At 42.5% G+C, this 14761-nt stretch carries 11 protein-coding genes; 4 read left to right on the top strand and 7 right to left on the bottom strand.

What is annotated here, in order from left to right:
• Nucleotides 1-148: 148 nt before the first annotated feature.
• The gene (locus M9189_RS10355) at nt 149-1930 is read left to right on the top strand and encodes a T9SS type A sorting domain-containing protein (protein ID WP_250722998.1); all 1782 of its coding nucleotides are present in this window, start codon (nt 149-151) and stop codon (nt 1928-1930) included.
• Here the strand turns inward: M9189_RS10355 and M9189_RS10360 are convergent.
• Together M9189_RS10360 and M9189_RS10365 are read right to left on the bottom strand one after the other, a co-directional pair.
• Nucleotides 1927-2580: a response regulator gene (locus M9189_RS10360; protein ID WP_250723000.1), complete on the bottom strand. Its 654-nt coding sequence runs from the start codon at nt 2578-2580 to the stop codon at nt 1927-1929. The two genes, M9189_RS10355 and M9189_RS10360, sit on opposite strands and share 4 nt — an antisense overlap.
• A complete protein-coding gene (locus M9189_RS10365; RefSeq protein WP_250723002.1) occupies nt 2564-3550 on the bottom strand; it encodes a sensor histidine kinase in 987 nt (328 codons plus the stop codon). The genes M9189_RS10360 and M9189_RS10365 overlap by 17 nt, the downstream gene beginning before the upstream one ends.
• 167 nt (nt 3551-3717) lie before the next feature.
• Here M9189_RS10365 and M9189_RS12900 point away from each other — a divergent pair, with 167 nt between their 5' ends.
• Nucleotides 3718-3849, top strand: a complete 132-nt coding sequence (locus tag M9189_RS12900; protein WP_256469243.1) for a hypothetical protein — start codon at nt 3718-3720, stop codon at nt 3847-3849.
• Nucleotides 3850-4125: 276 nt separating this feature from the next.
• Complete coding sequence (gene gap, locus M9189_RS10370) at nt 4126-5139, top strand: type I glyceraldehyde-3-phosphate dehydrogenase (RefSeq protein WP_250723003.1); 1014 nt, start codon at nt 4126-4128, stop codon at nt 5137-5139.
• Between the two features lie 149 nt (nt 5140-5288).
• On the opposite strand, the gene fumC is transcribed toward gap, so the two are convergent.
• Entirely contained in the window at nt 5289-6683 is a 1395-nt protein-coding gene (fumC, locus tag M9189_RS10375) for a class II fumarate hydratase (protein ID WP_250723005.1), read from the bottom strand.
• Nucleotides 6684-6777: 94 nt separating this feature from the next.
• On the opposite strand from fumC, the gene M9189_RS10380 reads away from it, so the two are divergent.
• On the top strand, nt 6778-7260 hold the full coding sequence (locus tag M9189_RS10380) for a hypothetical protein (RefSeq protein ID WP_250723006.1): 483 nt from the start codon (nt 6778-6780) through the stop codon (nt 7258-7260).
• 49 nt (nt 7261-7309) lie between these two features.
• Here M9189_RS10380 and M9189_RS10385 read toward each other — a convergent pair whose 3' ends face one another.
• From M9189_RS10385 to M9189_RS10400, 4 genes are all read right to left on the bottom strand, one after another.
• The gene (locus M9189_RS10385; protein ID WP_250723008.1) at nt 7310-10087 is read right to left on the bottom strand and encodes an alpha-amylase family glycosyl hydrolase; all 2778 of its coding nucleotides are present in this window, start codon (nt 10085-10087) and stop codon (nt 7310-7312) included.
• An 83-nt stretch (nt 10088-10170) separates the two neighbouring features.
• Nucleotides 10171-11997, bottom strand: a complete 1827-nt coding sequence (locus M9189_RS10390) for a cadherin repeat domain-containing protein (RefSeq protein WP_250723014.1) — start codon at nt 11995-11997, stop codon at nt 10171-10173.
• Nucleotides 11998-12087: 90 nt separating this feature from the next.
• Nucleotides 12088-13104 (bottom strand): SusE domain-containing protein, encoded by a 1017-nt coding sequence (locus M9189_RS10395; RefSeq protein ID WP_250723016.1) that lies wholly within the window; start codon nt 13102-13104, stop codon nt 12088-12090.
• A gap of 37 nt (nt 13105-13141) precedes the next feature.
• Complete coding sequence (locus M9189_RS10400) at nt 13142-14749, bottom strand: RagB/SusD family nutrient uptake outer membrane protein (RefSeq protein ID WP_250723018.1); 1608 nt, start codon at nt 14747-14749, stop codon at nt 13142-13144.
• Nucleotides 14750-14761: the final 12 nt, after the last annotated feature.

Genomic DNA, 14761 nt, shown 5'->3' on the forward strand with positions numbered 1-14761 from the left:
GTTTAACAGCGACACACTTATATAAGCGGACAGCTTAATCCTATTTTGTTGTTAATTGTAGGGAGTGCTCTTTACAATTATTTTCTTTCGCCTTATATTTAGCGTAATTCTCATTGTTACCAAACTTTAACTATATAATTACTCTGATATGAAGAGGCTTTTTCTCTGCGTTTGTATCACCATACTGTATTTTTCAGTAGTAGAGGCTACCTCCTACTATGTCAGTCCTGCCGGTTCATCTAATGGCCAAGGGACTGCCGCCTCACCCTGGAATCTGCAGACTGCACTTACCAGTAATAAAGTAAATCCAGGTGATACAATTTGGATTGCCGGTGGTACATATGTCGGCAATTTCATCGCAGGCCTCTCCGGACGTGAAGGAAGTCCAATTATCTACAGAGCAGTACCGGGACAGGAACCTATACTCGATGGCAACACCAACAACGGAGCCAATGAAGTGTTGAGAATTAATGGTAGCTACCTTTGGTTTTGGGGACTTACTATTAGCAATTCAGCTTCTTCAGGCAATAACTATTACAAAGATGGAGTCTTCTTTGGAGGAGCCAATAGCAAGCTGGTTAACTGTATTATCCGCAATAATGGAGGTAATGGTGTTGGGTTCTGGCAAACTGCAGTCAACTCCGAAGTATACGGTTGCATTATCTACAACAATGGCTATATGGGTAGTGACCGAGGACACGGTCACGGCATATATGGACAAAATGCCTCCCTGCTCAAGATTATCAGAGACAATGTATTATTTCACTCATATGGAGTTGGAATTCATATCTATAGTGAAAGTGGATCTATTCAGGGTTTTTCAATAGAGGGTAACACAATATTCAACAGCGGCATACCTGGAGCAAAGTTTATCGAACGTAATATTCTGATAGGTGGATTGCAGCAGGCTGACAGAATCACAATTACTGGCAATCACATTTACAACCGTCCCAACTATCAGTCAAAGGCCAGTATTCAGCTTGGCTATGATGCATCCAACCGTAATGCTGAGGTTTCTGACAACAAAATAGTCGACGGCTCTCTGTATATGATTAAAGGCTGGAACTCACTGCAGGTACTGCGCAACTCTATTTATGCACGCAATTCACAAATGCAGCTTATAGCATTCGACAATTTCAATAATATAACTACTCCCCTGTTCAACAATAACAAGTATCTCGGTGGAACACTGGCAGAAATGAACTTCCAGGTCTGGAAGACATTTTCTAAACAGGATGCCAACAGCACATACTCATCCTCCCTGCCAACACAAAACGAGTATTATGTGATTAAGAACCGTTATGAAGGAGGAAGGGCAAATGTGGTGGTTTACAACTGGGCTAAGGCTGAGAATATGATGATAGACCTATCTACCGTATTAAGCACAAATTCAAGGTTTAGCATATACGATGCAATGAATCTGCAGGCAGGTCCGGTAGTCAGCGGCACATACTCAGGAGGAGCTATACGGATACCACTAAACCTGAATAGTATTGAACTCCCGATAAGAGCTGACAGCAACAGGGGCGATCTAAGGCATACACTGCCTGAATTTGGGGTCTTTATTGTAACTTCAGTAGGTTCATTACCTTCCGGTATTGAAACACCCGTATTCGAAGATCTACCACTCAAGATTAAGAAGTGTAGTCCCAATCCAACTGTAGATTTGCTTGCAATTGAAGCCTATTCGCCTACACAGACCAGGCTTCTGGTAAATGTATTCGACGAGGTAGGGCGTATGGTGTATAATGAGGGTTTCAATGCTCACATTGGGGACAACAAACTAGTCATCAATATGGCAACACTGGCAGGTGGCTTGTACATTGTGACACTTACTGATGGAGCATACACTGACACATGCAAAATCCTTAAGAGGGACTTTGCACTAAACTCGGAAAAAGAAAAGGAAAAAGAGCTTCCTCTACATTAGATCTCTACAAGGTGGTTACGGATAGCGAACACCACAAGGCTCGCTGTATTCTTACATCCTGATTTTAACAGGATATTGGCTCTGTGTTTTTCGACAGTTCGTTTGCTGATAAACAGTTTGTCGGCTATTTCACTATTGGATAGTCCCTGGCAAATTTCGATAAGTACCTCAAGTTCCCTGTCTGACAAGGCGTCATCCTTATTAGCTTCAAGACTGTTGCCTTTTCTTGCAACAACTAATCCCCTGAGCAACTGTTCGGAAAAGTAGTTGCCTCCTTCACAAACAGTGCGTATGGCTTCATCCACCTCCTGTAACTCACTATCCTTAAGCACAAAGCCCCTCACTCCCAGTTCCACCATCTTTGTGTAGTACTCCTGATCTCCATACATTGAGAGTGTGATTATCTTTAGGTCGGGTGTTTTTTCAAGAGCCCTTCTTGAAGCCTCTATACCGTCCATTTTTGGCATTGAGATATCCATTAGTACCACATCCGGAGCAGCACTTTCATAATGCTCCAGAAATTCCAACCCATTATGTGCCTCACCTGCAATAAGGTAATATGGCAGTTGGCTCAGTAGAGATTTAAGACCATTAAGAAAAAGGTTGTGGTCATCTACAAGAAACAGTCTTATCTTATTTGTGCTTTCCATCGTCAGATAAAGGAATAGTTATACTTACATTAACACCCTGATTGTAGCCCGATTTAACCTCAAGCTTGCCCTTCATAGAATTGACCCTGTTGAGCATATTATAGTATCCTGCACCTCCATCTCTGGTGCCAGAAAACAGATTGGTCGTATCAAAGCCTACCCCATCATCACAATAAATCACCCTGACATTGTCATTGTCTGCATATAGTTCTATAACAGCTTTCTTTGCACTCGCGTGCTTTATAGTGTTATTTATCAGTTCGCATACAGATCTGTATATTACAACTTCAAGAACTGGGCTGTAACGGGTCTCATACACATTAGTAACAAAATCTACTCTCAGACCCCTGCTTTGATTTACCTTCTTAATAAAGTTACGTATTGCCTTTGCAATACCAAAATTCGTCAATATATGAGGACTTAAATTATTAGAGATATCCTGAATACTTTTAATTGCCTCACTAATTGCAACATTCATATTACTTATTACTGCCCTTGAATTAGGCGGTACATCTGTTGTCGACAGGCTCGATACTGACATCTTAATTGTAGACAGCAGGGGTCCCAGTCCATCATGCAATTCTGCAGCAAAACGTCTACGCTCACGCTCCTCAGCCTGAATTACAGCATTAAGCAGGGCCTTCTCCTGGTATCGGGTACGAGCCTCTGTCTCCTTTATATACTTGAATATCTTTTGAATAAGGAACACCCCTACAGCAAAGAAAAGACTGGTAATTGCACCCAACCAGTTATAAAAAAGACGGAAATACTGAGGTTTAAACTCAGTGACAAAGGGTAGAAACTCTAAAAGCCTTTGAACTGCCATAATAACAAATCCAAAGGATATAAGAATCCACGAAAGATTGTACTTGGTAACCTTTGTAAGCTTAACAGCAACCGCAGCTGCAAAAAACTGCAAAATAATGGTAATACCTAAAGTAATAATTAATAGCGTTGGCTGTTGTTCCATGGCAATCAGATTTCATATGGGAAGGCGATGAACAAATATATCTTATTCGCATGAAACCCGAAATAGGTATTTTACGTTATACAGTCAATTACAAAGGCCATATTTTTATAAAAAACATTGTATTGGCAATTGATTTACACTATTTTTGATTACAAAACGAAGACATTATGAAGAGATTGGTTACAGCTTTTGTTCTCCTCCTACTTGTTACCCTTACTATCTCATCATGCAAGAGCTATGAAGATTGCCCTGCATACGGACAAGTTGAGACGAGTGTAGAAATGCCTGTACAGGCATAAGGTTATAAGCAAAAAGCATTTCAGAGCTTCTGATAAAAAAGGAAATCGATGATTTCCTTTTTTATTTGTCATTTATGAGGGGTTAAAACTACAATTTGAAAGAAACCCCCCGCCTGATAAATATAATTAACTTCATTTCACATTTAAGAGAGAAATGAAATTAATCATTATTTGACGGTTTGCTTATGATTTCATATTTTTGTTCGGCGAAATCAAAACCAACTGCTTTTTTGCTTCGCCAACCATATCAAAAACAGTAATTTAAAACAAATAAACATGTCAAAGATTAAAATTGGTATCAACGGTTTTGGTCGTATCGGCCGCTTGGTATTCCGCGCAGCTCAAAACTTCAGCGATGTTGAGGTTGTAGCTATCAATGACCTTGTAGAAGTAGAGTACATGGCCTACATGCTGAAGTATGACTCTACTCATGGTCAATTCAAAGGTACTGTAGAAGTAAAGGATGGTCATCTTGTAGTTAACGGAAAGTCTATCCGAGTTACAGCTGAAAAAGATCCTGCAAATCTTAAGTGGAATGAAGTTGGCGCAGAATACGTCGTTGAGTCAACAGGTCTTTTCCTTGACAAACAATCAGCCAAGGGACACATTGAAGCTGGTGCAAAGAAAGTTGTAATGTCAGCTCCTTCAAAGGACGACACTCCTATGTTTGTTTGCGGTGTTAACCTGGACAAATATACTAAGGACATGCAGTTTGTATCTAACGCTTCTTGTACTACCAACTGTCTTGCTCCTATCGCTAAGGTTCTCAATGACAAGTTTGGTATCGTAGAAGGTCTTATGACTACCGTTCACGCTACAACAGCTACACAAAAGACTGTTGACGGTCCTTCAAAGAAAGACTGGAGAGGTGGTCGTGGCGCTGGTCAAAACATCATCCCTTCATCAACAGGTGCTGCTAAGGCTGTAGGTAAAGTTATTCCTGAGCTGAATGGCAAACTTACCGGTATGGCTTTCCGTGTTCCAACTCCTGACGTATCAGTAGTTGACCTGACTTGCCGTCTTGCTAAGCCTGCTAAGTATGAAGAAATCTGCAAGGCTATGAAGGAAGCTTCTGAAGGCGAACTCAAGGGAGTACTTGGTTACACTGAAGATGCAGTTGTTTCAAACGACTTCCTTGGTGATACAAGAACTTCTATCTTCGATGCTGATGCCGGTATCTCTCTTAACGAAAACTTCGTTAAGGTTGTATCTTGGTATGACAACGAAATGGGTTACTCAACAAAGGTTGTTGAACTGATCCAACACATGTACAAAGTAGACCACGCTTAATTTTAAGCTCTATATTACAGGCAAGAGGCTGTCCCCGCGGACAGCCTTCTTTTTTGTCTGGCAACCGCTAATTAGGATAATTCACCCACATAAAGTATATTTTCCATCCATGGACAAGCCTTGTAATTATAAATGCCACTGATTCTATTTTAATACAAACCTGTCATTTTTGAGGGGTCAACCCACTTGTCAAATTCTGCCTCCGTCAGTAAACCCAAAGCCAGTGCTGCTTCCTTCAGTGTGGTATTCTCAGCATGAGCCTTTTTTGCAATTTTAGCAGCATTTTCATAGCCTATATGGGTATTTAGTGCAGTAACCAACATAAGCGAATTTTTCAGGTGTTCCTTAATCCTGGGATGATCCGGTTCGATACCCACAGCACAATGATCATTAAAAGCAAGGCAGGCATCGCCCAACAGGCAGGCAGACTGAAGGAAGGCACTAATTATTACCGGCTTAAACACATTAAGTTCAAAGTGGCCGTTTGAACCAGCAATTGTTATTGTAGTATCATTACCCATCACCTGTACGCAAACCATCGTTAGTGCCTCTACCTGCGTGGGATTGACTTTGCCCGGCATAATGGATGATCCGGGCTCGTTCTCAGGTATCCTTATCTCACCAATACCTGAACGGGGACCTGAGGCGAGCACTCTTATATCATTTGCTATTTTCATTAGACTCACTGCAATCCTTTTAATTGCACCATGACTCTCGACTATGGCATCATGAGCTGCGAGGGCTTCAAATTTATTCGCTGCACTCACAAAGGGGAAGCCTGTCAGTTCAGCAATTTTTGCAGCAACTTTGTCTGCATATCCCTTAGGAGTATTTAGACCTGTACCCACGGCAGTTCCACCCAAGGCCAATTCAGACAGATGAGGCAGGGTGTTCTCCAACGCCTTCAGACCATGATCAAGTTGCGCTACATAACCTGAAAACTCCTGTCCCAATGTCAATGGAGTGGCATCCATCCAGTGAGTTCTTCCGATTTTTACCACATCCATCATCTCAGCAGACTTTCTAGCAAGAGTATCCCTAAGTGTTCTGACAGCCGGTATCAGGTGCGTAACAACAGTCTTGTATGCTGCAATATGCATGGCCGTAGGGAAGGTATCATTGGAAGATTGAGATTTGTTGACATCATCATTGGGATGAATCGCAGGTTTCCTCTCGCCCAGCTTGTTGCCGGCCAACACATGAGCGCGATTGGATATCACTTCGTTTACGTTCATATTAGACTGGGTACCCGAGCCTGTCTGCCATATAACAAGTGGAAACTGGTCATCCAGCTTACCCTCTATTATCTCATCCGCTACCCTGGCAATCAGCTCTGCCTTCTCTTGTGGTAACACACCCAGTTCCTGATTAGTTAAGGCTGCAGCCTTCTTTAGATAACCAAAAGCATGGATAATTTCTTTGGGCATCGAAGCAGCAGGTCCTATAGGGAAATTAAGGATTGAACGCTGGGTCTGTGCCCCCCAATACTTATCGGCAGGTACCATGACCACCCCCATTGTATCTCTTTCTTCTCTGTATTGCATGACTTCAGTTTTAATGGTTACATATATGGTATAACAAAACCAACATCCCTTAGTTTTTTAATTAACTTTAGCTAATTACTATAACAACTTGAATATGATTATAAAATATGTCCTTGACAAGAGTTTCGGCCCTCCAGGCAGCTTTACCGGCTACTTTATTTTGCTTGTCGGTTTGATAACTGTCTTTGCCTCATGGTCTGGACTGGTTCTGATTGTTTTGGGCAGTTTTATGGCTTTCTCTACTTCAGGATGCATGATAGACTGCGACAACTTTAAAATCAGATTTACCGACAACCTCTGGGGCATATTTAAGGTGGGGAAATGGCAATATATCCATCCAAGAACACAGATAGGAGTAAATCATGCCAGGATGATGTATAGGGTCAGCAGCATAAGCAATCACAACATAGATGTCTCTGACCCCGACTGGCGGATTTATATATACGATGGTGTGGATCGTCGGGGTAAGGCTATCTGCAAGTTTAAAAACCGTGTGGATGCCGAAAGAGAGCTTATTAGACTAAGTGAAGCTCTCAACATCCCGATCAGGGAAGAGGCACCCGGCACAAAACAATGAACCCCGATCAGGCATCTGCCTTCACGGGGTTCTTGATCCAAATCAACTACTATCTTGTTTTCACAAGTTTATGCACTTCAGAGCTACCTCTCTTTGTACTGATGTACAACATGTATACTCCAGGGTGCAAGCGGGACAAATTAAGAACAGCATCAGGATCGGCAATGCTTTCAACAAGCCGACCGTTGACATCATAAATTTCAACGCTTTTTAATGGCTCCTCTGTCCTGAGATTAATATCTCCCACAAAAGGATTGGGGAATATACTTGTACGTTTATCAGCATAGGACGCCCCCCTGCCTACAGACGAAGCCGGATCAAAGCTTGCAAACTTCTGCTTTGTAAACATTATAAATTCGCCAGGTTTCACCTGAACTTCCTGGTTTAAACTGCTTACTATAATACTGTCGCCGGCAAAATGGTTAAACCACTTACCCGTACTATTAAAACCGGGACTTACAGTCTGTATGCTTGTTCCGAAGTTGCCTACCAGCCTTACGCTGTTGTTTTCACTATTTAGTAATATTCGTTTTACCTGTCCGGCAACATCAAGAGTAAAGTCATTTGTTGCAAATATTGGCTCCTTTTTCTTGAGATCAATCATCTCGGCATAAATATCCCACAAAGCCTTTCTGTCATTAACCTCCAAATAATTCCAACGTGTCGGCTTTTTTGAAAGTCTGCCTCCCTGGTCAATACTTATATCATAGCCCAGTTCACCAAACTGCCATATCATCTTTGGACCCGGGATAGACAACAGGAAGACAGTAGCAGCCTGATGCCGCTCAAGAGATGTTTTCAGGTTCCTGACATTATATGATCCTACCTGGATTCCATATGTTCTCGACCTAAAGGTTATCCTTTCCTCATCATGGCTTTCCATATAGGCTACCAGGTTAGGCTCATTCCAGTTGCGATTCTTATAAGATGACCAATTGAAATCCGATTTGCCTTCATCGTGATAGCCCATCACAGCTTCAGAAAAATTATAGTTCATATTTCCCCAAAGCAATATTCCATAGTCGGCAAGCACCTTTTCCTCTGTGTTTTCAGCCAAATGCTCAAAGATGACAAGCGCATCTTCCTTTACACTCCACACCTTGTCCGCTATCCGTTTGAGTATTGCAATACGGCTTGCATCATACTCACTTGCCCATGAACTCGGACCATATGGTGTATTTGTAAAACCCTTGGTAAAGTCAAAACGGAATCCATCGACCTTAAACTCAGTAATCCAGTATTCAAGTATGAGATCAACCAACTCCTGGGTATAGGGACTCTCATGGTTAAAGTCATAACCCCACTGAGCATCCGGGTTTTGCATGTTATGACTGACATTGTACCATGGATTATTAGCTGCCGGTTTTGATCCGTCAAGGTACATCTGTACCAAAGGCGACTCTCCGTAAGAGTGGTTAAGCACCATGTCAATTATCACGGCTATACCTCTCTCATGGCAAGCATCAATAAACTCCTTGTAGTCGTTCATAGTGCCGTAAGCCTTATCAGGAGCAAAGTAAAAGGAAGGGTTATATCCCCAGCTGTCGTTACCTTCAAACTCATTGATAGGCATCAGTTCGATAGCATTCACACCCAGTCTTACAAAATAATCAAGTGTATCTGTTATAGTTTTAATATCACCGTTATCTGTAAAGTCCCGGATTAGGACCTCATAGATTACGAGCTTTTCCTTCTCAGGCACTTGAAAATTCTGCACCTTCCACTCGTAAATGTGAGGCGTAGTTGTCAGAACTGAAGCCAGCCCAGAAGTATACTCAGACGGGAATGCTTTTAGATCAGGATATACAGTTTCTGGTATGTACTTGTCATTCTGCTCGTCCAACACCTTAGTAGTAAAAGGATCTGCCAGTTTGAGTGCACCATCAATATAATACTGATATGCGTATTCTACGTCGGGCTCAAGCCCGTCGATAGTGAGCCAGAAATAGTCCCCATCCCTTTTCATCTGGTAGTCTGGCATGGGTGCCCACTCATTAAAATCACCTATTACAAAGATATAACCCTTTCCCGGGGCCTGAAGCAGCAAGGTCACTGTATTGTCATCAACAACATTGACACCGGGCTTCAACCCTGCAGGACGCGTAGCTATCTCTGTTTCCTGTCTTATGTAGAAGTTTATAACATGAGTGTCAGCATCTTCCCCCATATAAGCCTCCAGCCTTAATTGATGACTTCCTGAAGCTGGAGCACTAAATGAATGTGTAACGGTTGCATCATTAGTCTCCTTGATCAGAACATCATCAAGATACAAACGAAGTCTCTCAGCGTTTAGACCATTGCCTTGAATGGTAATCCCTTGTCCTGGCAGGAAAAGAGCCTTGTCCAGGGGTGAGGAAATATAGGCCTTCAGACTTTCCTTGTAAACATCAACAAAGATGTCAGATCCTCCTGCTGCTTTACCTTCCTTCCAGGAACCTCCGACCTGAGTTGCACTTCTAAACACAAAAGCAAGCTTCAAAATTTCCTCGTCTTCTGGTACCCCATAATAGCTTCTGATATCAGGCTCAATAACAAGCTGATAAAGGTTAGCACCAGTCTGGGTCAACTTTGTCTTGGCAATATTCTCTCCCCATTCAGTCACAACATATTTCCAGTCGGCCTCACTTGTACTCTTCGAGGTAATAACGCCTGTATGGGCATATACATCACCTGTGTATCCAGCAAGACCACCAGTTCCCTGATCAGCCCTAAAGACTATTGTAACTGGCTTGTTCTCAACAGGAAGTGCAGGTTGCGTAGATACTACCTGTGCTCTGACCAGAACTGCCTGTACCAGAATAAATAGAAGGGTCAAAATCCTTTTCATACCTAGTGTTTTACAGGACTTAATTGTCCTCCATAATTATAAAATGAGAGATACAGCCCTCGGGCTGTATCTCTGAGATCATATCAGTTTTTAGTCATCGTGGCCTTTCTCTTCCATGGATCCAGGGTAATCGTGTAATTACCAGCTTCCGATACTGAGATATTGCCTCCTCCGGGCACTAGACTATCCAGAGGGCCTCCAAGGTCATAAACCCATGCATTGTTCGCCCTGAACTTAAATTCACCTGCTTCCAGATCCATGGTCACGGTAAATACGCCTGCATCAGCATCCCAGGTCATATCAGTATCATCAGACCACTGTCCAGGTGTTGCATTACCGATAACACCCCAGGTATCGAGACGGTATGTATATTCATGAGGAGTGCTCAGGTCAAGAGTAACTGCATAATCACCAGCCACAATCTCAATATTCTCTCCGTCTGGTTGCAGATTACCATCAGCATCATTACTTCCAAAATTGTAAGCCCAGTTATTATTTGCTCTAAACTTAAGCTCTCCGTCAGTCAGAGTAAATCCACCATACAGAATCCTCAGTTCTGCATCGTATGCAAGAGGTGTATCAGCATCCCAACCACCAGGAGTTGCGTTACCTACAATACCCCAATCCAACTTAAGGATTGAATAGGTCATAGTGCTAAGGTTAGCTGTAAGCTTGTAGTATCCATCTTCTGGAATACTGATATTGCCACCTGAGTTGGTTAGTTTACCTGATCCGTCATCACCAAATGTCGTTGCATCATCCCAACTGCCAAGCTCCATAATAAACTTAATACCACCGGCTTTCAGGTAAATATAACCTTCAGCTTCACCGGCACTTTCAGCAGTTGAAATAATATATTCGGTCTCAACATTTTTATCGTTGGTCCAACCATTGTAATCACCAACTACATACAGTTTGGTAATATCGGCAAGCGTAGTAAATATTACTTCAGGTCCATATCCTATACCTTCGCTGTTGATAGCGTAGGGTCTTACATAATACTTAGTGTTTTCTTCAAGCTCTTCGGCAGTATAAATAAACCATCCGTCTTCACCTGCTTCAGTAAGCTCAACTTTGCTGTCTTCAATATCAGGATTTGGATTCAGACTCCATACGAAACCGAAAGATGTAACTTCTGCTCCACCATCCTTAACGATCTTACCATGGAAGGTAGCAGTAGTCTTTGTAATAGCACTCACAACATCCGAACTTAGGTATGGTGTAAGCTTTGGAATGTCAAGCTCTATAGCTTCACTATAACCTACACCACCTTCGTTACGTGCATATGCTCTTACATAGTATTTAGTATTACCCATCAGATCCTCTATAACACCGGTATATTCGCCTAACTCAGCACCATCATCTACAAGCTTTTCACCATTATCAACTGTAACATCGGCTACAGTACCATACACAACGCCACGTTCCAGAATTGTACCACGGCCAGCGTCTGTAACTGTAGCTTTAAAGGTAGCCATATCACCTAATTCCTGAGTTACTTCGCTTAGCTCAACCATTGGAGCCCTTGGCAAAGTAGTAAAGGACAGTTGGGTCCCATATTTCACACCGTCTGCATAAACACCATAGGCTCTGGCATAATATGTCGTTGCATAATCCAGACCTGTGAGCGTAACGGTAAACATAGCCTTTTCAAGCTTTCCACTGAAGACGGCTTTATTGTCATCAACAGTAGGATTCTCAGTCAGTCCATAGGCAACACCTATTTCTGAGAAAGCATTAATACCTGAAGGAACATAAGCCTCTACATCAGCTGTAGTGGCTGTTACATTCTGCTTTTGTAACGATGTGATACCAGGCTCGAGTCTTAGATCCGTAATATCCTCGGTACAAGCGGCCAAGATGGCTACCATAGCAACCATTGAGCCTAATACATTATATATTCTTTTCATGTTACTTTTCATTTTTGTAATGCACCACATTCATGACGGCCTTTGGATACCGCCGGGACCAGAGTCCCGGCGGAACCATTGGCTGTGCTACTAATTCTTTTTAATTACTGCCCTACCAGTGTCTCCGGTAACGGTCAGAGTAATTGTATAATTACCCGCTTCAACAGCAATATTATCTCCACCTTGAGTCAATCCGTCAAGAGCACCACCCAGGTTCCAATCCCATTTATTATTGAGACGGAATTTGATTTCTCCAGTGGCAAGGTCTGTAGTAACATACCAGGTATCTGTCTTTTTATCATAGTCAAACATGATATCCGGACCATCCCATCCATTTGGAGTAGCAGACCCTACAATACCAAGCATATAAGGATCAAGCGTATAGGTTAATGCATTTACATCAACAGTCAGCTTGTAATATCCGCTTGTCTCAACAATTATTGCAGGTCCATCCTCTTCAATAGTACTACTTCCAGCAGCACCATATTCAGTGTTGGCTTCAGGATCCAGAAGAGTAAATGGATTAGCAGTACTAAGTTTAACAATACCGAAGTACACACCGTCACCAAGAGCAGACTCAATCTTTTGGCCCATTCCAGAACCTATCAGGTCAAGGCGAGGAAGACCATAAGGAGTAACAGTAGCAGTCTTAACATCAGAAACGTATTCAAACGGATTGCTTCCGGTACCTGGCGCTCCTGTTCCAGCATCAACAGTCAGTACAGCTCTTACACGAAACTCGGCACTAGATGCTACATCTTCGGTAAATTTCCTTAGTAACAACGCATTAAGGTCGCTGACAACAATATCAACCTTCTCAATACTGAATCCGTTGTAAATGACCACCGGATCGGCAAAGTTATTACCTACGGCATCAGCTTCCAGAAAATAACGGGCTGAAGCTTTAAAACCAGCATCGAGAGGTGAACAGATAAAGCTCAATGTCTGTGTGCCGTTGTCACGTGACAATGTCATACCAGGCATTGTCACTATCTGGGGAGCAACAGCATCTTCACGAAGGAAGAGCTTATCCTCATCTTTTTCACATGAGAATAGAATTCCTGCTATCCCAACAAGTCCTATATATTTTAAAAAACGTGTCTTCATAAAACTCAGTGTTTTGTTGTTAATACCTGGTCAGTTATTAGTAACCCTGATTCTGTATCATATTCGGGTTGGCTGCAACCTCTTCACCTGGTATCGGATAAAGGTTCAAATGTGGAGAAGTAGCTACTCCAGCAAATACTCCACCCTTCCATTGCCAGTGATAGGTACCGTTGGTAAACTGACCAAAGCGAATAAGGTCTGTACGGCGATGTGCTTCGTAATAAAATTCTCTTGCACGTTCGTCAAGCAGGAACCTTTCAGTCAGTTGGGCTGCAGTGATATTGCCTGAAGTACCACCAAAGGCACGTTCACGTATTACGTTCACATCATCAACTGCATCTTCTATTTCACCTAGTCTGAACCGTGCTTCTGCACGCATCAGATATGCATCAGCAAGGCGGAAGATTGGAAAGTCAGTACAAGCATATGCTTCGTTGTAGTTCTCCGGGTTACTGCCATCAGCATTTGTTGCAGTAAACTTATAAACCCCGATACCGAAGTCACCGCTTGCACCTGCTGTTGGGATATCGATACTCTTCTTGATCCTTAGATATACTCTTGTATCTGGACACTGTGTAAAGAAAGGATCATTTGCAGGAACAGGTACATTACCGTAAGTAGCTAATGTATCTACAAGGATATTCATAAAATCCTTCCTTGCCCTGTTACCGTTCCAGTTTGGATTGGCAGGGAGGTTGTGAATCTCCTGAGCAGGAAGATATTCAGCATCACTACTTGATTGGATCAGGAAGGTAGTACCGACATAACCCTGAGTATTGATGCCATCTTGCTCCCATGCAAAAATCATCTCCCTGTTGGCAGGATAGTGATTATCTGCACTAAAGTTCTGACGATAGTTTGGATTCAACTCATACTTACCGCTTTCAATAACCTTTGTTGCATATTCAATACAGTCTTCCCATCTTGGAGTCCCAGTATACACTTCAGCATTCAGGTATAGACGAGCTAACAACATCCAAACTGCGCCTCTGTCAGCTTGTTGTGAGTGGGTACCGGGAGCTGCAACAAGGTTTTCAATAGCCAGAAGTTCATTCTCGATATATTCAAACAACTCAGCTCTTGACACCTGTTTTGGGAAGGACTTACCTACTCCATCTTCTTCAGTAACAAACGGAGGATTGCCAAATAGGTCAATGTGCCAGTAATAGGCCAGGGCCCTAAGGAATCTTGCTTCAGCATTGTACCTTGCAATATCTGGATCCTCGATATTCTTGGTAAGAGCAATGAAATCATTAGCATAGGTAACGCTAAGTCCCAGACGCTGATACAAAGCTGTAAGAAATGGGTTACTTGGACTCCAGGTTTGAGTATTCAAATCTGCAATACCAACATCACCCCATGCGCAGATAGCCTCATCAGTAGGCAGCTCTTGCAGGTTCCACAATGCACGCATAGTGGTAAAGAAGTTTTCGTCACCTGAACTAATATCAGCACCACCATTAGCACCTTGTCCAGGAATAATAAAGCTGGCATAGATCTTGGCCAGAACCTGTTCCATATGAGCCTCAGTCAGGTTACCTGAAAGAATGGTATCCGGATCCTTTGGCGTAACATCCAAATCATCCACACAAGCGCTAAATGCGAAGGGAATGACCAAACCTATTATCGATAATAACTTTTTCATAGTCAATGTGTT

The organism is Xiashengella succiniciproducens, assembly GCF_023674465.1.
Taxonomy (GTDB): domain Bacteria; phylum Bacteroidota; class Bacteroidia; order Bacteroidales; family Marinilabiliaceae; genus Geofilum; species Geofilum succiniciproducens.